The sequence below is a fragment of the Clostridium peptidivorans genome (genome assembly GCF_900205925.1).
GTDB lineage: Bacteria > Bacillota > Clostridia > Clostridiales > Clostridiaceae > Clostridium_AK > Clostridium_AK peptidivorans.
The window spans coordinates 33,601-55,802 of sequence record NZ_OAOD01000013.1 but is presented as its reverse complement, the minus strand read 5'-3'; the positions used below and the strand labels follow the sequence as shown (position 1 = coordinate 55,802).

The window sequence follows — 22,202 nt, the reverse complement described above, 5'->3', positions numbered from 1 at the left end:
GAAATTTAAGTTTTACCTAAATTTCCCTTTCACAGCTATTAAGTATTAATTCTTTTTTATTAATTTAACTAAAGTACTACTTTAGAAAGAAGGCCTTGCTCTATTTCATTTACATTTGATTCTAATTCTTCTATTTCCTTTTTAGCTTCATTTACAAACTCTTCGTCTTTTATAGATCCTAAGTTTATCTTTACATTATATAATGCTGAAAGTACTGCTGTTCTTGAAGACATTGCAGCTACTGCTCCATCTGTTACTGCATTTTGATTTCCTTTTTCTATTACAACTTTAGCTAAATCTAGTAATTTAAATGCATCCTTTGCAACATTTAAAGGTACTGTAGCTGCTCCCTTAAATGCACTTTGAACTGCTGCTGTTCTTACTTTCTTTTCTTCATCAGTTTCCTTTGGCATTTTAAAAGCTACCATTATTTTGTTAAAGGAATCTGAATCCTCATCAATATAATTTACAAACTTATCTTTGTATTCTCCTGCTATTTTCTTTATTTCTTCCATCTCACCTTGTACTGCTTCATAGCCTTTCTTACCTAAAGTAAGATTAGCTACCATAGTAATCAAAGCTGCAGCGGAAGCTGCACTTAATGCAGCTATACTTCCGCCACCTGGTGCTGGTGATTCTGAAGCTGTTTCATCTATAAAATCTTTAACTGTTAAATCTCTTAGCATGTTACTTTCCTCCAATTTTAAAATAATCCTGATATAACTCCGTTTTCATCAATGTCCATTCTATTTGCAGCAGGTACTTTTGGAAGTCCTGGCATAATCATTATATTACTTGTCTGACAAACTATAAATCCTGCTCCTGCTGATACTCTTACATCTTTAACATTTATTTTAAATCCTTTTGGAGCACCTACTAAACTTGGGTCATCTGAGAAAGAGTATTGAGTTTTAGCCATACATATTGGAAGTTTGTCTAAGCCTAATTCTTCAAGCTGCTTAATCTTTTTCATAGCAGCTGGATCTATTTCTACTCCATCTCCACCATAAATTTCTTTTACTATAGTGTTTAATTTTTCTGGAATTGATGCTTCAACTTCATAAAGTGGTGTATAGTTACTTTCTTCAGTTTCAATTATTTTTACTAGCTTTTCAGCCATCTCAACTCCACCTTGACCGCCTTTTTCCCATACTTCATTAAGTGAAACTTCTATTCCATGTTCCTTACATTGATTTGTTAATGCTTGTATTTCAGCTTCAGTATCATTTGAAAATTTATTCACAGCAACAAGTACTGGTAATCCAAACTTTCTAATGTTTTCTACTTGTTTTTGAAGGTTTGCAAATCCATTAGTTAATGCTTCTACGTTTTCAGTTCCAAGTTCTGTTTTCTTAACTCCACCATGCATTTTTAGTGCTCTTATAGTTGCAACTAATACTACTGCAGCTGGCTTTAAGTTTCCATATCTACACTTAATGTCTAAGAATTTTTCTCCACCAAGATCTGCACCAAAGCCTGCTTCTGTAACAAGATAATCTGAAATCTTTAATCCAAGCTTTGTAGCAATTAAACTGTTACATCCATGAGCTATATTTGCAAATGGTCCTCCATGAACAAGTGCTGGAGTATTTTCAAGTGTTTGAACAATGTTTGGTTTTATAGCATCTTTTAATACCAATGCCATAGCTCCATGAACATTTAAGTCCTTAGCTGTTACTGGCTGCCCTTCTCCATTATAAGCTACGATCATTTTTCCAAGTCTTTCTTTTAAATCCATAAGATCTGCTGCTAAGCAAAGCACTGCCATAACTTCTGAAGCAACAGTTATCATAAATGAATCTTCTCTTGGATAACCATTTGCTTTTCCACCTAATGCTACAACTACGCTTCTTAAGGCTCTATCATTCATGTCTAAAACTCTTTTCCAAACTATCTGTCTTATATCTATGTTAAGAGTATTTCCATGATTTATATGATTATCTATTGCAGCTGCAAGTAAGTTGTTTGCTGCAGTTATTGCGTGCATATCTCCTGTAAAGTGAAGATTTATATCTTCCATAGGAACAACCTGAGCATATCCACCACCAGCTGCTCCCCCTTTTACTCCAAATACAGGCCCTAAGGATGGTTCTCTTAAAGCAATAATTGCTTTTTTACCTATTTTATTAAGAGCTTGTCCAAGTCCTATAGTTGTAGTTGACTTTCCTTCTCCTGCTGGAGTTGGAGTTATAGCTGTAACAAGAATTAATTTCCCGTCTTTCTTATCTTTTAATCTATTAAAAATATCTAGTGAAATTTTTGCTTTGTATTTTCCATAAAGCTCTAATTCATCATCTAATATGCCGTACTCTTCTGCTACCTCAGCAATTTTCTTCATTTTTGCGCTTTGTGCTATTTCAATATCACTTGGTACTTTATTTGTCATAATATTTACACCCCATCTTCTTTAAATTTATAACATAAAAATATATATTAATTATTTATTGAACTACATTATTAATTTTACTAACCATGGAACTATTTCTCAAGTAGTATAGTATGCTTGTAAATACTATTATCTCAACTGGAAGCATTATTAAATCCTTTACAAGTCGTGGTGCTATAATTACCATAAATGCTTTTCCGGTAAGCATACTTAACCATATAGTATTCAAACCTAAATTTACTATGATAGTTTTTAAAACTGTAGCTAAAATAATGTTTTTATAGCCTATATTTTTCTTATAGAAGAAAAGTCCATATATTACACCTGATACAAAGGCACTTAGTGTAAATCCTAAAAATACAGCTCCTGTAGGAAAAACTGTAGCCCCTATCAAATCAATTGCTGCATCTACAATTCCTGCAAACAGTGGGCTAAATAACACTCCTGAAAGCATAGTTGGGATAAATCCAAATCCTATTCTAACTATTGGAGTAGTTATTGAAAAAAACCTACTTACTATAATTCCCATAGATATAAATAATGCTGTATATACTATCTTTTTAGTATTCACTTCTTCCCCCCCTTAATGCCCTATGTATTTTTCAAACGTCTACAAACCCTTATGGTATTTGCAGACGTCTGTAATTTTAAAAGAAACATCTCAAATAAATGAGATGTGCTGATTTACAACGAAATCATATATTTCTGTAAATCATGCAAGGTGGATTAGGAAATTATTCTAACAATCTCTTTTCAAGAATTTGGTTAATATCAAAGTTTTCAATTTGTAAGTAGTATTCTGCAGCATCAAGTAATGCCTTCATAGGAACTGTTCCTATAACTTCGCTGCCTACAACTGGAACTCCATATCTTTTAGCTTCTATCTTTATCATTTCAAATGCTCTATATACTGCTGTTTTTTCATAGTTAACTAAGTTCATAGACACTTGAACTTGGTTTCTTTCTTCTAATTTTAATCCTATAGCTTTTACAAATCTAAGACCGCCACCTATGAATCTAACCTTTTTAGCTATAGCATCTGCAACTTCAAGTCTATCAGTTCCTAAGTTTACATTAAATGCTACTAATGCTACTCTAGCGCCTACTGCTGTACATCCACTCTTTGCATTCATTTCTTGTGGACCAAAATCTGGTTTCCATTCTGGCTTTACAATCTTTTCAAAGAATCCTTCATATTGTCCTTTTCTTACATCTGCAAGATTTTTTCTTTCTGGTTTTGTTGCTGCATCCTCATATAAGTATACTGGAATTCCTAAACTTCCGATTTCTTTTCCTACTTCTTTTGCTATTTCTATACACTCTTCCATAGTTATATCTGCTACTGGAGTAAATGGTACAACATCTACTGCTCCCATTCTAGGATGTGCACCATGGTGAGTTGTCATATCTATTAATTCAGTTGCTACTTTAGCCATATTTACAACAGCTTCTTTTACCTTTTCAGGTGATCCAATGAAAGTTACAACTGTTCTGTTATGATCTTCATCTGATGAATAGTCTAAAAGCTTAACTTCTTTTACCTTTCTTACTTCATCTACTATCCTTTCTACAACTTCTTTATTTCTTCCTTCACTAAAATTTGGTACGCATTCAACTAATTTTGCCATAATAAGATCCCCCTTAATATATTAAAAATGTTATTTTATTTATTTTCATCCTTTGTCCAGCATCTTTATTACGTATTTTTTATAATATGTATTTAGAAGCTGTACTTTTATGAAATCATTTACTTTACACTTAAATTATATCATCATTTCATCAATAAAACGTCTAATTTTTATAATATATTCAAACAATTTAAAATCTTCCTATTATTTTGTAGACGATAAAAAATACGAATCATTTTTTTATGTTGAACCTCACGTATGGGATTTGCATTTAAGAAAGCGTTCGCTGTGCAGAGAATCTCTAATATTTCTGCCTTTAAATCACCTAAACTTTTTAAACTCACTTCGTTCAGACAGTAAAAAGTTTAGGTGATTTAAATTCAGAAATAAAGAGATTCTAGTGCTTGTTCAATGCTTTCTACAATGCAAATCCCATACTATATGTTCAACATTGAAAATATCTCCTATGCCTACCAAATGAAGAGATTGAATCACCTGAATTACTAGAACTATATTAATTTATAGGAGGTTTCGCCAAAGCGAAATTCCTTCCTTCAACAGTTTTCATGAATAAATTTTTAATGTTATGGAGTATAGAATTTTCATCGTAGAAGGCATTGAATGAGCTTTAAAACGGCTTTATTTATAAATTTAAAATACCGTTAAGAGCATCCTACTGTCTGAGCCATAGTGAGTTTAGGAGGCTTAGGGATTTTAAATTTATAAATATTAGCCATTTTTAGCGAAATGAACGCCTTCCTAGATGAAAATTTTATACGACCAGTTTAACATTAAAAATGTCTTTACTTATTTAAAGAAGTTAATAAACCATACGATGTTTGGTATTCCTATTAAATCTATTAAAAATGCTCCAACTAAAGGTACTATTAAAAATGCCTTAGTGGATGGTCCATATTTTTCTGTTACAGCTCCCATATTTGCTATAGCATTTGGAGTTGCACCAAGTCCATGACCTGCCATTCCAGATGCCATAACCGCTGCATCAAAGTCTTTTCCTAAGGATTTAAATACTACAAATATAGTATAGAAAATCATAAATGCTACTTGTGCAAATAACACTATTACCATTGGTCCTGCAAGAGTTGCAAGTTCCCATAACTTTAATGACATAAGGGCCATAGACAAGAATATTCCTAAGCAAACATCTCCTATTAAGTCTACAATATAGAAGTCAATTTTTATAAATTTAAACTTGTCATTGAGATTTCTAAATGCAACCGCTGTAAACATTGCTCCTACATATCCTGGAATTACTGTTCCAGTTTTAGCAATCCAAGCACATACTACTGAACCTATAGTCATACAAATTGTTATTATAGCTAATTGAACTAAAAACCCATGAGATGTAACATTTGAATTTGAGGCTATACCTGCTGCTTCTCTATAGGATTCTCCTTCAAAATCTTCCACTTCAGTAGGTTTTAAATTATTTTTATCTATTAAATATTTTGCTATAGGTCCTCCTATAAGGCCTCCAGATATAAGTCCAAATGTTGCTGCTGCCACTGCTACAGTAGTTGCACTTGCAACACCTAAAGCTTCTGCTGTTGGTCCAAAGGCTGCTGCTGCGCCGTGTCCACCTTCCATTGATACAGCACCCATCATTACTCCAAGCACAGGATGAATTCCAATCATTTTAGCTGTAGCAACACCTATAATATTTTGAGAAATTGCAAGTATGCTACAAAGTATCCAGTAAATTATTAAAGGTTTTCCACCCTTTTTAACTAAAGAAAAACTTCCACCTATTCCTACTGTTGTAAAAAATGCAATCATAAATGGGGACTGAAAAGTTGTATCCATGCTAATGGTGATTATATTGCTTTGTTTCAATATTAAAGCTAATACTGAAAATAAAAGTCCTCCAATAACTGGTGCTGGAATACAAAACCTTTCAAAGAATTTAACTTTCTTTCTTAAATAATACCCTAAAAATAATAGCAGTAATGCAACAGTTAATGTAGCAATCATGTCCATCTTAAATGTTAAGATACCTTTTACAGTTTCAATTTTCATAAAAATACCTCCCACCACATTTTATTATTTCACTAATTTATTAAAGCAAAATCTATGCCAAATATTTATGATCGAATTTTCTATCTTTTCTTAATATTTCCACTTGCTCTGCACTGCAAATTTTGCCACCCTGCAAATTTTGCCTAATTTCTACTATATATTTGCTAAATATATGGACTAAGAATTAACCACTGGATATTTAAGAAACCTTTAGCATTTTTAAAAGGAATCTTAGAGTTTTTGCAGAATACTCATAATAACTAATATAAATAGAAAAGAGGATAACTATGGAAGAAAGAATTCTTATTAACGGAAATATTAAAAAAGATACGGAGGTGCATCCTGGTTATATTATTTCAAATTTAAATACAGGCCTAATTGAGGAAATTAAGTTAGATGAAGTTTTTCAAGGTAAATTTCCAGGAATAGTGTATGATTATTCAAATGAATATATAATAGAAGCTGGAGATTTTAATGCTCATTCTCATCCCGAACAATCTATATATACAGATATTGTAGATAAATCTTGGGATCTAGGAACTTGGTGCCGTAATACAATCTATAAATATAGCGTAAAACTACAACCTGAATACATATATTATGGATGTTTAAGAGCATTTTCTCGTATGCTTACACTTGGAGTTACATCAGTTATGGTATCCTTTTATTGCCATGGCAATAAAGGCAACACTTTAGATAAAGAAGTATTAAGGGCTGCAAAAGACACAGGCATTAGACTTTATTTTGGCAGAATGAATTATGATATATTAACTGAAAATGCATATGAATCAAAAAAGAACTCTCAAAAAAGTTATTTCGAAACTGTCGACGAAGCAGAAATGAATTTTTACATGTTATTTGGAGAAATGTGTGATAAGGATATAATAGTTGCTCCTTCACTTCACAGCATACACGCTTCCACAAAAGAGGCTATAGTAAAAGGAATTAATTTAGCTTTTGAAAATGGAAAGTATATTCAATTTCATCTATCGGAAGATAAAGGAGATGTAGACTTATCCCTTGAGTTATACGGTATGCGTCCATTAAAGTTCTTAGAATCCTTACTTAAAAATAAAGAAATTAAAAGTCTTGAGCATGTAATTTTATCCGATTGTATCTGGCTTGATGATGAAGAATATGAAGTTATCAAGAAATATAATATGAATGTTGTATTAAACCCAAGAATGAATGAAAGAATAAAGGCTGGAGAAGCTAACTTAGAAAAATTCTTAGAAATGAATATACCATTATATCTAGGTACCGATGGAGAAGCTAGTAATGATGATTTATCAGTAACAGGAGAACGTAACTTTCTAAAAAATAAATTTACAAATATTAATCCTGAAGTAATTAATTCTCTAGGTAAAACCCCATTTAAATTTAACCAAGGATGCATTGGAACACTTGATAATGGTCATTTTTGTGATGTAAAAGTAACTAATAAAGAAGGCTATGTATCTGATGTATTTGTAAGCTCCAAAAATGTGGTTAAGGACGGAATTTTAATTACTTTAGACATGGACAAGGATATTGAAACTCCACTTAAGAACTTATTATCCAAATTATTTGTTGATTAAAATATACTAATGTTTTTCTATAAAAGTAGCATACATGGATTTTAATCGAAATCTATGTATGCTTTAAATTTTTAATCATTATTTTTGTATAAAAAGCCACCTCACTATTAACTGTGAGATGGCTTTTCTTTTAGTGCTCTAATTTAACTAATTTTTCAACTGCTTCTAATAACTTTCCGCTGCTTATTAATTCTGTAGCTTTATCCAATTCTTTATACATCTGTATATCAGTATCAAATTCTATGAAGTCTAAAGATTCTCTTACTACTTTATATGCTTCTTTAGTTCCTTTTCCTAATTCGAAACCTTTATCTTTTCTAAAATCTATAGCTTGGCATGCTGCCATCATTTCTGTTGCCACTACTCTCTTAGCATTGTCGATTATATCTCTTGCCTTTCTTGCAGCTATTGTTCCCATACTTACTAAGTCTTCTTGGTTAGCTGAAGATGGAATGGAGTCTACTGATGCAGGGTGAGCAAGAACTTTATTTTCTGATACTAAAGCTGCTGCTGCATACTGAGTTATCATAAATCCAGAGTTTAATCCACCATGCTTTGCAAGGAATGCTGGCAAGTCATTTAATTGATGATTTATAAGTCTTTCAATTCTTCTTTCTGATACGTTTGCAATTTCTGCTGCTCCAATTCCTAAGAAGTCAAAAGGTTGTGCCATTGGTTCTCCGTGGAAGTTACCTCCAGAAATTACATCTCCTTCTCTTGTTATTATTGGATTGTCTGTAACTGAATTGATTTCTATTTCAACTTTTTTCTGAACATAATCAATAGTATCCTTGCTAGCTCCATGAATTTGAGGTACGCATCTTAGTGAGTAAGCATCCTGCACTCTAAGTTCTCCTTGTCTTGTTACATAAGTACTTCCCTCAACTAATTTTAAGATATTTCTTGCTGTAGCCATTTGTCCTTCGTGAGCTCTTATTACGTGAGTTCTAGAGTCAAATGCATCTGTAATACCTCTTAATGCTTCCATTGAAAGAGCTGCTACTATATCACTAACTTTTAAAAGTTCAATTGCATCATATGTTGCTAACGCTCCTGTTGATGTTAAAACCTGAGTTCCATTGATTAAAGCTAGTCCTTCTTTAGCATCTAATTCAATTACTTCAACTCCTGCTTTCTCCATAGCTTCTTTACCTGACATTACTTCTCCATTATATTCAGCTTCGCCAAGTCCAAGCATTGGTAGAACCATGTGAGCAAGTGGTGCTAAGTCTCCTGATGCCCCAAGAGATCCTTTTTCAGGTATTTGTGGATGTACTCCTGCATTTAACATTGATATTAATGTATTTAATGTTCCTATTCTTATTCCTGAATATCCCTTTGCTAATGCATTTGCTCTTGTTAGCATTATAGTCCTTACTATATCTGCAGAGAATTTTGGTCCATATCCACAAGCATGTGAACGAATAAGATTTTCTTGCAATGTTTTACAATCTTCTTTTGATATACTCACATTACAAAATTCACCAAATCCTGTAGTTACTCCATACACTACTCTTTCATTTTCAACTATATCATCAATAATCTTTCTTGATTCTAATACGCCATTTTTAGCTTCCTCACTTAAAAAAACTTTAGCACCATATCTAGCTACAGATACCACTTCCTCTAAAGTTAAGTCATTTCCAGTTAATAATACTTCTCTTATTTCTTTCATCTTAAGTTCCTCCCTTTCAGTTATGTATTTATGTTAATTTAAAACTATTGTTGTCCATGCCATAATTATGGAAGAAATTCAGCTAAAGCTGAATTTCAACCTAAATTATTATTTATTAATTCTTACTTATCAATTATTATAAAAACATTGCTCCAACCATACCTGCTAGGAATAATGGTATATCATAGAATATAAATGTTGGTACACAAGTATCCCAAATGTGATCATGTTGTCCATCTACACTTAATCCAGAAGTAGGTCCAAGTGTACTATCTGAAGCTGGTGAACCTGCATCTCCAAGTGCTGCTGCTATACCTAATAAAAGTATAATTAAAGCTGGACTCATTCCAAGTTTTATTCCAAGCGGGCAGTATATAGCCGCTATAATTGGAACTGTACCAAAGGATGTTCCTATACCCATTGTTACAACTAGTCCAACGAAAAGCATTAAGAATGCTCCTCCCATTTTACCTCCTATCATACCTGCTGTAGCAGTAACTAGCGCTTCTATAGCTCCTGTTTCTCTTAAAACGTTACCATATCCTGCTGCCACAAGCATTACGAAAGCTATGAATCCCATAAGTTTCATTCCGCCATCCATAAGTTCGTCTACATCTTTCCATACTATTGATTTTGTTAACACCATAATTACTAAACCTGCCAATGCTCCAAGTGGAAGAGATTTTGTTAAAAGCTGAACCACAAATGCAGCTACTGCTCCAAGTAATGCAAGCCAGTGTTTACCTGTCATCTTTTCATCCACTGCTGCTGCTGCCTCATCAGCTTCATTCATCATCATTTCTCTATATTCTCTTGGTTTTCTATAGAATATGAATACTGCAAGGAATAAGCCTATAACCATACTTGCTCCGCCTATCCACATTACTGATGCAACGTCACTAGTTGTTACATTAACTCCATTTTGTATCATCTGGTCTCTTATAGTGTTATGGAATATAAGTCCAAATCCTACTGGTAATGTTACATAAGGTGCCTTAAGACCAAAGGTTAATGCACAAGCTACTGCTCTTCTATCTATTTTCATCTTATTCATTAAAGGAATTAGTGGTGGTATCAAAATTGGAATAAATGCAATGTGTACTGGAATAAGATTTTGTGAAAAACAAGCTACAAATGCAATAAGTAATGTAAACACTATAGCTTTTCCCTTAACTACCTTTGCAATTTTTTTTGCAAGTATTGTAGCAAGGCCTGTCTTATTGATTGCAACAGCTAAAGCTCCAAGTAATACGTAGCTTAATGCTGTTTCTGAGTTTCCACCCATGCCCCCTATTAAAGTTGTCATGGTGTCTGCTATTGGCATTCCAGCAGCCAAACCTGCAACAATTGCAGCTATAAGTATTGCTAGCATAACATTTAGCTTTAAAAGACACAGTGCTGACATTATAATAACTGATAATATAACCGGGTTTAATAATAGCATAATAATTCCCCCTTTTTAATTTTTATATGTGTAAAGTCCCCTCTGCTACGATGGTAACTTTTCCATCCAATTTTATACTTTTTATTTTTCCTTCACACCAGTTTACTTCAACTAAAAGTTTTCCACCTGGCTCATTTATTTCTATATTTAAATTTTCTTTTTTATCATAAGATAATGCATAAGCTAAGGCCGTAGTACCTGAAACACAACTTCTTTCCCAAAATAAGCTTTCAGTTTCTCTCACATATACTAGTGGCTCTAAAAAGGTTTTACGAGGTTCATAAAACATTACCCCAAAAGCATCAAGCTTGTCTAAATTAAGCTCAGATTTAAATTTTGTAAAAAAGTCTTGTTTATCTTTTATTCCATCACAATCTACTATAAAGTGAATTATACCAGGAAGTTCTACTTTTATTATATTTAACAAACCGTTTTCATAACTGAATTTAATTTTATCTATACTTACTGGTAAAGGCATATTAATCTTGGAATAAAATTCATTATTATTTTCTGTAGTGGATACTTCACACAAAACCATATCCCTTGCTCCAGATACCTCTAACTCTATCAAGTATTTATCTTCAACCTTATTTAAACTTGGATAAGAGCTATATACCATATAGGCTGCCAAGGATCTAGCTGCATTTCCGCAAAATTCTCCACCCATCATTTGAAGTCTTAAAGTTTCCTTTTTTTTACCTTCTTCTGTAACTGGTGTTTCAATAAATCCAACTTGTTCTGCATATATATTTCCATACTGCATTATTTTTTTTGCTATATCCTTATGTGTTCTTCTAGGTAAGTTGTCCTTTATAAACACCGTCATATTTTCCACTGGACTTACTTTTACAAAATTTAGCTTAATACCTAACCCCTCCCCTCAAACCTTAACCTCATGTTTTACAAGACTATTATATCATAATCTTCGTCAAATAATAGTCTATTGTGAATTTTTAAAAAAATAAAAATATTATTATGACTTTATACCTTCATTATCCTTTATTATAAATTATATACTATAATTTGGAAATAATTCACTTGTATTTTTATGAAAAAGCTATATTCTTCTATTATATGCACCTATTTTAGGGAATATTACCGTCTATAAAACGTCAAATGTCTTTATTACTTTCTCAATTTATTATACTAAATTGCCTCACTTGTCAGCTTAAAAATAAATAAAATATTTCAAATTTTCAACACAATGAAATAATTCAGTAATTTATTAAACTATTAACTTACTATCAAAGCATCTTTTTAATTCATTATCACTTTAATAATTTATCTTAATAAATTATTAAAACAATATATTAAAACTCTGTGTATAGCATTTTCTACAAATAAATACAATAAAAAAAGATTGCTCAAATCAAGAGTAATCTTTTTTCGTCATTAATTTCTAATTTACGTTAATAAGATACACCAATCACTCACAGTATGAGAAATGCAATTGGTGCAGTTAATATTAATGTAAATATAGTTCTTTCAATCCAAATTATAACTATATCTGTTAAGCTAATTGGAATATCCGTGGATAAAATACATGGTATTGAAGCTGAAAAGAATAATATGGAAGAAACTGATACTACAGCTATAATAAATTTAGTTACAAGTGGTGCCCCAACTACTAGCATCGCAGGTAAAAACATCTCTGCTATTTCAACCGAAGAAGCTTTAGCTGCTAAAAGTGGTTCTGGAATCTTTAATGCTAAAGTAAATGGATAAAAAATATAACCTAATATATCAAACACAGGAGTATACTTTGCAAGTATAAGTCCTAAAAATCCTACAGACAATATGGAGGGTAGTATTCCCATTGCCATTATAAATCCATCTCTCAAATTATCCTTTATATTTTTCCCTAGCGGTACTGCTTGAGCCGCTGATTTCATACCTTCATCCCAAGCATTTTTAAGCCTATTCCCCTTCACAACGGGCTCTGGGTCTCCTACTCCTGTATAGTAAGTATCTGGTTTTTTACTAAGAGGATATATTCTCGCAGTTATAGCAGTTACTATAAATGTAACAATTAATGTAACCCAAAAATAAGTGTTCCATAGATGCATAATATTTAATGTGCTACATATTATTATCATAAAAGTAGCTGAAACTGTCGAAAATCCAGTAGCAATTATAGCTGCTTCCTTTGCTGTATATTTACCTTCTTTATAAACTCTATTTGTAATTAATAGTGCTATAGAATAACTTCCAACAAAGGATGCAACTGCATCTATAGCAGATCTTCCTGGAGTTTTCCAAACAGGTCTCATAATAGGCTGTACTAAAGCTCCTGTGAACTCCATAAGACCATATCCTACTAAAAATGCAAGAAATGCTGAACCTATAGGAACTATTACTCCTACTGGAATAACCAGCTTATTGAACAAGAATGGTGCCATATCACCTTCAAACATCCAAGATGGTCCAATCTTAAAGAATATCATAACTCCAACTACAATTCCCATAAGTTTAAGAATAGAAAATACTAAAGTTACTTTATTTTTATTCCAAGTTTTTTTAATAAATGGATATAATCCTCCAAGAATTATAACTATAAGTGCATAAATATTGACAAGCTGTGGAGATGCTGCTTTAATAAAGTTTACCATGTGATCAATCGGAATAGTAGAACTGCCTTTAATCTTTATAGGAACAAAGAACATAAATATTCCTATAAGACTATATACCACAAAACGAAATACATTGGTAGTATTAGTAGGTGCGTTTGTACCTTTAACCGTTTGCATACAATTCCCCCCATTGATTATGTTTTATTATAGTTATATTCTACCATTTTAACTAATTTTAGTAAATAAGAACTCAACAGATTCTGCCATCTGATTCCCAATTTTTTCACCTTTGTTAATAGCAGTGTTAATAGCAGTGCCACCCACATGACAAGTGACAAGTATTGCTTACTTGTCACTTGCCATGTGGGTGGCACTAGTTTCCTCTCTTTATAACTTCTATAACTTCAATGCTATATTTATCCCCTGCTTCTTTTAAATATTTAATTGCCTCATCACAATAATAAGATACCCCTTTATCTAAATACTTACTAAAAACTTTATTTAAAGCTTCATTTAAAATCATATGAGATTTAATTTCAGCTTTTACTCTATATACAATTCCAAACTCTTGAGGGTTTTTAAGTCTTTCTGAATACATATCAGCATTTTTTAAATACTCTAAAGCTTCTGTATAGTTTCCTTCCTTTACATTTAATAGTGATAGAAAGGCTTCGACTATAGATCTTTTCCATATAGAATCTAATTGTCCAAAAATATTATATGCCTTTTCAAAATGTTCCTTTGCTCTATCATAATCCCCCATATCAAATGCTGAAAGTCCTGCATTTATATTAAATACAGATAGACTTACAAGAGCATTCTTATTTTCACATATAGATAATGCTTTATCAAAATAAGAAAGAGCTTCTGAAAATTTCATATTATATCGTCTAATTTCTCCAATATAATTATATGCTGCTGCAATATTTAATGCATATTTATCTGCAACTTGCTTTGTAACATTAAATATATTTATAGACTCATTTAAAAGTCTTTCCGCTTCATTATATTTTCCGCACATTATATTATAAAGACCTTTTAGTCTTAAGAGTATCCCTATTTCCTTATGATAATTACATTCCACTGCTAAATTTAAAGCTAAATCTATGTAATTTACCATAGTTTCTGTATCATTGGTTTGTACGCAATAGTATATCATTTGCTTATAGCCTTCTAATGCATAATCATTATCTTTTATTTCTATAGACTTTTCTATCATTTCTTTTATAAATACAGTACCTTCATCATAATCCCCTTCTCTTATAAGATACCTTCCTCTAATATGAAGATATGAAACTTCAATTTTCTTTAATTCATCTCCATAAACTTCTTTTTTCTTTACTTCCTTTAAAGACTTTTCTAAATGCTTAAGATGTTTTTCTGTTTGCTGTTTACTAAAATAAGCATACTTATACGCATTGCTTTCCTGATTAAATAATATTGGAAAGAGCTCATGACTAAAGTTCAAATAATAGCTTAAGCTTTTTATTCTATAGTTTAATGCTGCTAATTCATTATCACCGCTACTAAAATGATATATAAGTTTATGATAAGTATTTATATCACTCTTATCATTTTTAAGCTGCTTTTCTAATATGCTAGCTATCTTATTATGCAAAATTCTCTTTCTGCCTTCTGATTGCTTCAAATATACAAATTCTCTAAGTTTTTGATGAGTAAACTTAAAACTTGTCCCATTCTCTGTTATTACTTCTTTTAAAATAAATTTATTTGTAAGTTCTTCTATTATATCAATTATTTCTAGTTCATCCTTTTGAGTTATATTTTTTATAATCTCTAGAGGCGCTTCATCAAAGAAAAGAGATGCTATATTTAATATCTTTTTTCCTTCTTCAGAAATATATAAAAATCTACTTTGTAATACATCCTGCATTTTAACAGACATTATATTTGTATCACCTTTGGACTTTAATATATTTAAATATTCAGTTATAAAAAAAGCATTGCCTTCTGTCTCATCATATACCTTTTTAAATACTTCCTTTGAAAAGTTTTTTTGAGGTAATGCCTTAGTCACAAAACTTTCTACTTCTTTTAGATTAAATCTCTCAAGATTTACACAATGTATTTTTTCATATCTTTTCATTGTAGTTATGAAATTATCTATATTTTCATCATATTCATTTCTGCAAGTTGCCATAAACATTATATCGTTTTTATTTCCGTGAAGTATTATGCTACTTAAAATAAGCAAGCTCAAATTATCCATCCATTGTATATCATCAAAAATCATTATTATTTTTTTCTTTATTGTTATTTTTTTTAAGATATCTAGTAATGCTTCCGCTATCATTTCACATTTTAAACTATCTAAGTTTTCAAGCAATTTTATATTTGATGCAGCTTTTTTTTCTCCAAACTCAGGAAAAACATTTGATATAATATCTTCCCAAATAGTAGGAATACTAATATTATTAGCTTTTAAGATACTTGACACTTGAGAAATAATGCTGTTCCATGGCTTTAATATATATTCCTTTTCTAATTGATAACAGTTGGTTTCAAATAAGAATATTTCTTTTGTATCTATTCCTTCTAAAAATCTTTCTTTTAATCGGGATTTACCTATTCCAGCTTCTCCTTTTATTATGATTGAGCGTGCATTAGATGTTCCTTTAATAAAGCTATTATAATTATTTTCTAAAATTCTAAGCTCATTACATCTTCCATAAAAAAAATTCTTAGCTGCTTTAATGCTTTCTTTATCTGTAGAATTTATCTTATCAAGTATGGAATCAAATATAGCTGTAGTTTCTTCATCAGGAGAAATTCCAAGTTCCTTGTCTAAAATTTCTGTAAGTTTATTATAAAGCTCTAGCGCCTTGCCATAGCTACTATTCTCTTTATAATAATTCATAAGAGCTCTATATGCTTTTTCATCAAATTCATCTATTCTTATAAGAGTTTTTGTATACTTTTCTATTAAGCTATTTTTTGAATCTCCATTTGTAATTTTAGAAGCTATTTCTTCATATAAAGAGGATATATATACGCTCTTGTAATGTTCTCTAGTTTTATCTAACCAACTTTCAAATTCTTCTGCATTTTTTACAAAGAAGCCTTGTAAAAATTCCCCTTCGTAATCCTTAATATCTTTCTTATTACTTAAAAACTCCTCTACATCTGTTTTTATTTCCATCTCTGGATTTAATAAAATTACAGACTTTTTAGGAGAGATTATAACCTCTTCATCAAATGCTTTTTTTATCTTATATATAGCATTTCTCAAATTTTTCTTTGCTATATCTTCATCTTCCTCCGCCCAAAGCATTCCAGCTAACTCTTCACGACTAGCCTGCTTATTTATAAGCAAGTAATAAAAAAGAGCCTTTACCTTTCCATAAGGAAATAATATTTCCTGTCCATCCTTTGTAACTTTTGGTGTACCAAATAGTTTCCCATATATTTTACTCATTCTCAACCCCCCAATCTTCTTTCTAGGTGCCAGTTCTAGGGAGATCTTAATCTCCAGTTACTAATCGCTAAACTAAAGTTTTTAATACAATTTATAGACTATATGTTCTTTATAATTTCTATCTTTTAGAACCCTAAGCTTTACTCCTTACTTCTTAACCTTAACCACCGGTAAATGCAGTCCCTGTTTTATTGAAATCATTCTAACTGCAAATGTAACGAAAAAGCATATGTATGAAGCTCTATTTATACCCAAACTTTTATATGTAAGTATAAAACTTATACCTCCCAGTATGGAAGCCACTGCATATATTTCTTTTCTAAATACAAAGGGAATTTCCTGTGCAAACACATCCCTAAGTATTCCTCCTCCCACTCCTGTAAAAAGCCCTAAGGATACTATCATGAAGCTTGTAGGAAGTGTATGTAATGCTACATTTCCTCCTATAGCAGTAAAGGCCCCAAGCCCTATAGCATCAGAAATTTGTACAAGATGAGAAAGTTTATTCAATCTATTATAAAAAATAAAAACTATTATTGCTGTAGCTATACTTATAAAGCAATTAGTTGGGTTTACAAAGGATGTCGGTGGCAGTATTCCTACTACTATATCTCTAAAAATTCCTCCTCCTATAGCTGTAGTTATAGCAAGTATAATTGCCCCAAATATGTCCATTTCCTTTCGTATTCCAACTATAGCTCCTGAAAAAGCAAAAGCTACAGTTCCTATAAGTTCAAAAGCACTCATAAGGTTCAAATTTTTCTCACCTACTTTCTGATGTCGTTTACATATTATTATTGTAACAAAATTCAGAAGAAAATCAAATATTAAGAACTTACCTATTATTAGTATATATTACAAAAGGAAGTTTGCCTTTTACAAACTTCCTTTTCTTTCCTAGAGATTGGTTGCTGGCTAATCATTGCCTATTGGTTACTCATCACCACAACGCCATCTTTAATAGTCTTTTCTACTATATTTACTCCAGTATGATATGGCAAAAATTTATAAGAAGGATATTTTAATATTACTAAATCTGCTTTTTTGCCTTCTTCAATACTTCCTATGCTGTCTGCTCTTCCTATAGCTGCAGCACCGTTTAAAGTCATTGCTGTTATTGCTTCCTCAATACTCATATTCATATATATTGTAGCTAATGCAAACATAAGTGGTATAGAATTTGTAAATCCGCTGCCTGGATTAAAGTCTGTAGCAAGTGCCACAGCACATCCATTGTCTATCATAAATCTTCCTCTAGCATATGGCTCTTTTAAGCAAAATGCTGTGGTTGGAAGAAGAGTACTTACAACTCCTGCCTTTGCCATGTCCTCTATGCCTTTATCCGATGCATGTAAAAGATGATCTGCTGATACTGCACCTAATTCTGCAGCAAGTTCTGCTCCTCCAAGTTGTACTATTTCATCTGCATGAAGTTTTAATTTCATACCTAATTCCTTAGCTTTTAAAAGTATTTCTCTGGATTCTTCCACTGAAAATACTCCCTTTTCACAAAATACATCACAAAAATCTGCCAAATTTTCCTTTGCAACTTTTGGTAGTACTTCTTCAAGCATGAAATCAATATATTCTTGAGTTCTTCCCTTATATTCAGCTGGTACTGCATGAGCACCTAAAAATGTTTTACATATATCTACAGGATGTTCTTCATTTAATTTATCCATTACTTTAAGCTGTTTTAATTCTGTATCCAAGTCTAATCCATATCCACTTTTTCCTTCTACAGTAGTTACTCCAAAGGATAGCATGGAATTTAATCTTTCTTTACCTAAATTATATAATTCTTCTTCAGAAGCATCTCTTGTTCCTCTTACGCTGTTAACTATGCCCCCTCCTCTATTCATGATTTCCATGTAGCTTACTCCACTAAGTCTCCATGAAAACTCTTCTGCTCTATATCCCCCAAATACAAAATGAGTATGAGAATCTACAAATCCTGGTAAGATTGCTTTTCCTTCTGCATCTATAACCTGAAAATCTTCTTCATTATATGCATTTAATATTTCTTCTGTAGTTCCTACCTTTTCAATAATACCATTTCTTATAACAACTGTTCCATTTTTTATAATATTTAAATTGCCCATTTCCTTACCAAAGCTTGCTTTGCTTCCTAAAGGCGTTACTATTTCTGCTGCATTTTTTACTATTAAATTTCCTTTTAACATAAAATCACCTACTCCATTAATTTATATTCTATCACTTGCTCCATAGAAAAATCCTCTAATTGCAAATAGTACATTGCACTGTTTACTAAAGCTTCCATAGATACAAGTCCACTTATTTCGGTACCTATAATATTTAGTCCAAATTTTTCACTTTCTCTTTTAATCATCTCAAAAACTGTATAAAGACCTGTTTTATTATAATCGGTTAAAACCACAGCAAGATCTACAGTATCATTACTGCTTGGTTTTACTGCCAATGCCCTACAACATTTAAACCCTCTTTCAGAGCCGCGTATGCTTTTACCTATTTTTTTAATAAGTGTATCATTTGATGTATTAAACTTTATATTAAAACATACTAGAGGCATTCTAGCTCCTACTATGGTAATACCTCCTGTAGGATGTGGTTTATCAGGTCCAAAATCTGGTTTCCATTCTGGTCTTTTAAGTTTATTTTTTATCCCCTCATATTGACCCCTTCTTATATTGCATAAATCCACTCTATTAGGTCTTGAAGCAGATTTTTCATATAAGAATATTGGTATATTATAATTTAGAGATACTTCCTTTGCAAATTCTTTTGAAAGAACTATAGCTTCTAACATACTCATATTCTTTAATGGTATAAAAGGTACCACATCAACAGCTCCTACTCTTGGGTGATTTCCAGTATGTTTTTCCATATCTATAAGTTCTAAGGCTATCCCCATTGCATTCATCATTGCATTTTTAACATCCTTAGGCTTTCCCATTATAACTGCTGATGATCTATTGAAACTTTTATTATAACTATAATCTAAAAGCTTTATACCTTCAATTCCTCTAAATTCATCCATAATTTTATCTATCTTTTTTATATCTGTGCCTTCACTAAAGTTAGGGGCACAAGTTATTATCTTATCCCCATTCCCCATAAATCCTCCGTAAATAATTTATTAAATATCTCAATAAGTTAACATGTTATTAATAGAAAAGCCGGCATTTAACCGACTCTTCATTTTGAATTATTATTTATTATCTATTAATTATTATTTGTTAAAAACTTTTACTACTGCTTCTTTTACCATATTTTCATCTGCAATATATGGAATTGTTATATGATCAGTTCCTTTGTTCATCTTATTGTATTCAATAACAGTTTCTACTGAATGTTCATTTCTAGCCCATGAACGTCTAGCAACTCCGCCCATAACATCCCATGCCATAGCTGATTTTATTATTTCATCTACTCTATGACTTCCGTCAAGAACTAGTCCAAATCCACCATTTACGGATTTACCAATACCAACTCCACCACCATTATGAAGAGCTATTAGGCTCATTCCTCTTGCAGCATTACCAGCATAGCACTGTACAGCCATATCAGCCATTACATTACTTCCGTCTTTAATGTTTGAAGTTTCTCTAAATGGTGAATCTGTACCTGAAACGTCATGATGGTCTCTTCCAAGCATTACAGGTCCTACTTCACCTTTTCTAACCATATCATTAAATTTAAGAGCTATTTTGATTCTACCCATAGCATCTTGATATAATATTCTAGCTTCAGTTCCTACAACTAATGCATTCTTTTCAGCATCTTTAATCCAGTTATAGTTATCTCTATCTTGATATCTTCTTTCTGGATCTATACATTCCATAGCAGCATGGTCTGTTTTTCTTAAGTCTTCATGTTTTCCGCTTAAGCATACCCATCTAAATGGTCCATATCCATAGTCAAATAAATGTGGTCCCATGATATCTTCAACATAGGATGGCCAAATAAATCCATCTTTTTCATCTGTTCCATTTTTAGAAATTTCTTTAACTCCTGCATCGTATATAGCCTTCATAAAGGAGTTACCATAGTCAAAGAAATATACTCCTCTTTCAGTTAAAGTCTTTATAGTATCAAAATGATGTCTTAAAGTCTTGTCCACCAATTCTCTGAACTTAGCTGGATCTTCTGCTAAAAGTCTTGTTCTTTCTTCAAATGTAATACCTTCTGGACAATATCCACCTTCATAAACATTATGGCAAGAAGTTTGATCTGAAAGTAAATCTATATGGATATTGTGGTCTATTGCATATTGAAGTAAATCTACTATATTACCATGGTAAGCTATAGACATCGCTTCTTTTTTAGCTTTAGATTCTTCAGCCATTGCCCAAACTTCTTCTAAGTTTGATGACCATTTTTTAATCCAGCCCTGTTCAAGTCTTGTATCTACTCTTGACTTATCAACTTCCGCAACTATAGCAACAGCATTAGCTATTTCTCCTGCTTTACCTTGAGCACCACTCATTCCGCCAAGTCCTGAAGTTACAAATATTCTTCCTTTTAAATCTCCATCATTAGGAATTCCAAGTTTTGTTCTTCCTGCATTTAATATAGTGTTGAATGTTCCATGAACAATACCCTGTGGTCCTATATACATCCAACCACCTGCTGTCATTTGTCCATAGTTTGCAACTCCCATTTCTTCAGCAACTTCCCAATCTTTTAAGTTATCAAACATGCCTATCATAAGTGCATTTGTAATTATTACTCTTGGTGCCTCTGGCTTGGATTTAAATAATCCTAGAGGATGTCCTGATTCTAAAACTAAAGTTTGGTCTTGAGTCATTACTTCTAAATATTTTTTAATTAATCTATACTGCATCCAGTTTTGGCACACGCTACCTGTTTCTCCATAAGTTACAAGCTCATAAGGATAAAGTGCAACATCAAAATCTAAATTATTGTCTATCATTACTTGAAAAGCTTTACCTTCTACACAATTTCCCTTATATTCATCAATTGGCTTTCCGTAAAGTCTTCCTTCTGGACGAAATCTATATCCATAAATTCTACCCTTTGTAGTAAGCTCTTCTAAGAATTCCGGAATCAACTCTGCATGATACTTTTCTGGTATATAACGAAGTGCATTTTTAAGTGCTACCTCTGTTTGTGCCTGTGTAAGATGAAAACCTCTATTTGGAGCTCTTCTTATTCCTTGAACAACCTTAGGCATTTGTGGTAAATAATCATCAAGTTTAATTTCCATAGCATCTGAAATATCAAAATTTCCTATCATTTTAAAATCCCCCTATATATTAAATATTTATATCGCGTATTAATGTTATACTCTTATTATATATAAGCTTCGTCGTTAAAACGTCTATGTATTTTATAAATTCAGAAATTTCTAACTTAAATTTTACTTTTTTTGACGTTTATATTTATAGACGGTAAAAGTTCCATATCATTTCCGTAATCTATAGTCTCTAAAATTGTTATTTTCAAC

At 31.7% G+C, this 22,202-nt stretch carries 15 protein-coding genes; 1 reads left to right on the top strand and 14 read right to left on the bottom strand.

Annotation, left to right across the window (positions count from 1 at the left end):
* Positions 1–68 precede the first annotated feature (68 nt).
* From CRN98_RS11510 to gltS, 5 genes are all read right to left on the bottom strand, one after another.
* Positions 69–686 carry a cyclodeaminase/cyclohydrolase family protein gene (locus tag CRN98_RS11510; RefSeq protein WP_097027576.1) on the bottom strand — a complete coding sequence of 206 codons (618 nt, stop codon included), beginning with the start codon at positions 684–686 and terminating at the stop codon, positions 69–71.
* 17 nt (positions 687–703) lie between these two features.
* A complete protein-coding gene (locus CRN98_RS11505) occupies positions 704–2,386 on the bottom strand; it encodes a formate--tetrahydrofolate ligase (protein ID WP_097027575.1) in 1,683 nt (560 codons plus the stop codon).
* 55 nt (positions 2,387–2,441) lie between these two features.
* Positions 2,442–2,957: a folate family ECF transporter S component gene (locus tag CRN98_RS11500; RefSeq protein ID WP_242960922.1), complete on the bottom strand. Its 516-nt coding sequence runs from the start codon at positions 2,955–2,957 to the stop codon at positions 2,442–2,444.
* Between the two features lie 163 nt (positions 2,958–3,120).
* Positions 3,121–4,014: a glutamate formimidoyltransferase gene (gene ftcD / locus CRN98_RS11495; protein WP_097027574.1), complete on the bottom strand. Its 894-nt coding sequence runs from the start codon at positions 4,012–4,014 to the stop codon at positions 3,121–3,123.
* An 807-nt stretch (positions 4,015–4,821) separates the two neighbouring features.
* Positions 4,822–6,051, bottom strand: coding sequence for a sodium/glutamate symporter (gene gltS / locus CRN98_RS11490; protein WP_097027573.1), 1,230 nt, complete (start codon positions 6,049–6,051; stop codon positions 4,822–4,824).
* 287 nt (positions 6,052–6,338) lie between these two features.
* On the opposite strand from gltS, the gene CRN98_RS11485 reads away from it, so the two are divergent.
* Positions 6,339–7,628: an amidohydrolase family protein gene (locus CRN98_RS11485; protein WP_097027572.1), complete on the top strand. Its 1,290-nt coding sequence runs from the start codon at positions 6,339–6,341 to the stop codon at positions 7,626–7,628.
* Between the two features lie 130 nt (positions 7,629–7,758).
* Here CRN98_RS11485 and hutH read toward each other — a convergent pair whose 3' ends face one another.
* The 9 genes from hutH to CRN98_RS11435 form a co-directional block, all read right to left on the bottom strand.
* Positions 7,759–9,303, bottom strand: coding sequence for a histidine ammonia-lyase (gene hutH, locus CRN98_RS11480; protein ID WP_097027571.1), 1,545 nt, complete (start codon positions 9,301–9,303; stop codon positions 7,759–7,761).
* 136 nt (positions 9,304–9,439) lie between these two features.
* Positions 9,440–10,747, bottom strand: coding sequence for a Na+/H+ antiporter family protein (locus tag CRN98_RS11475; protein WP_097027570.1), 1,308 nt, complete (start codon positions 10,745–10,747; stop codon positions 9,440–9,442).
* A 22-nt stretch (positions 10,748–10,769) separates the two neighbouring features.
* Positions 10,770–11,612, bottom strand: a complete 843-nt coding sequence (locus tag CRN98_RS11470) for a histidine racemase CntK family protein (protein WP_097027569.1) — start codon at positions 11,610–11,612, stop codon at positions 10,770–10,772.
* A 565-nt stretch (positions 11,613–12,177) separates the two neighbouring features.
* Entirely contained in the window at positions 12,178–13,494 is a 1,317-nt protein-coding gene (locus tag CRN98_RS11465) for a YjiH family protein (protein ID WP_097027568.1), read from the bottom strand.
* Positions 13,495–13,690: 196 nt separating this feature from the next.
* Entirely contained in the window at positions 13,691–16,753 is a 3,063-nt protein-coding gene (locus CRN98_RS11455) for an ATP-binding protein (RefSeq protein WP_097027566.1), read from the bottom strand.
* A gap of 147 nt (positions 16,754–16,900) precedes the next feature.
* Positions 16,901–17,500: a trimeric intracellular cation channel family protein gene (locus tag CRN98_RS11450; RefSeq protein ID WP_097027615.1), complete on the bottom strand. Its 600-nt coding sequence runs from the start codon at positions 17,498–17,500 to the stop codon at positions 16,901–16,903.
* A 179-nt stretch (positions 17,501–17,679) separates the two neighbouring features.
* Positions 17,680–18,936, bottom strand: coding sequence for an imidazolonepropionase (gene hutI, locus CRN98_RS11445; RefSeq protein ID WP_097027565.1), 1,257 nt, complete (start codon positions 18,934–18,936; stop codon positions 17,680–17,682).
* Between the two features lie 8 nt (positions 18,937–18,944).
* Positions 18,945–19,850, bottom strand: coding sequence for a glutamate formimidoyltransferase (gene ftcD, locus CRN98_RS11440; RefSeq protein WP_097027564.1), 906 nt, complete (start codon positions 19,848–19,850; stop codon positions 18,945–18,947).
* Positions 19,851–19,964: 114 nt separating this feature from the next.
* Positions 19,965–21,992 (bottom strand): urocanate hydratase, encoded by a 2,028-nt coding sequence (locus tag CRN98_RS11435; RefSeq protein ID WP_097027563.1) that lies wholly within the window; start codon positions 21,990–21,992, stop codon positions 19,965–19,967.
* Between the last annotated feature and the right edge of the window lie 210 nt (positions 21,993–22,202).